The organism is Flavobacterium solisilvae (assembly GCF_012911605.1).
Lineage (GTDB): Bacteria > Bacteroidota > Bacteroidia > Flavobacteriales > Flavobacteriaceae > Flavobacterium > Flavobacterium solisilvae.
Genome location: NZ_JAAMPT010000004.1, coordinates 1 through 220, shown reverse-complemented (window position 1 = coordinate 220; position 220 = coordinate 1). Strand labels below are relative to the sequence as shown.

The 220-nt window shown below is 30.0% G+C and carries 1 pseudogene; it reads left to right on the top strand.

The annotated features are described in order from the left end of the window. Positions 1–20: 20 nt before the first annotated feature. Positions 21–220, top strand: a pseudogene (locus G6042_RS00020) (hypothetical protein); the annotation flags it as partial.

Sequence of the window (220 nt, the reverse complement as noted above, 5' to 3'; positions counted from 1 at the left end):
TGGCAAACAAAGTAACAGACATGAGTAAGATTAGAAAAGTAATTAAATTTCACTGTAGTGGCAAGAGTAAGTTATTTATTAGCAATTACTTATCACTTTCAAGAAATACGGTAAAGAAATATATTTCTTTATTTGAACTTCTAGGCTTAAGTTTTGAAGCTATTGATGCCAAAACAGATGCCGAACTTGAAGTTTTGTTTTCACAGAATACTGTTGAAAC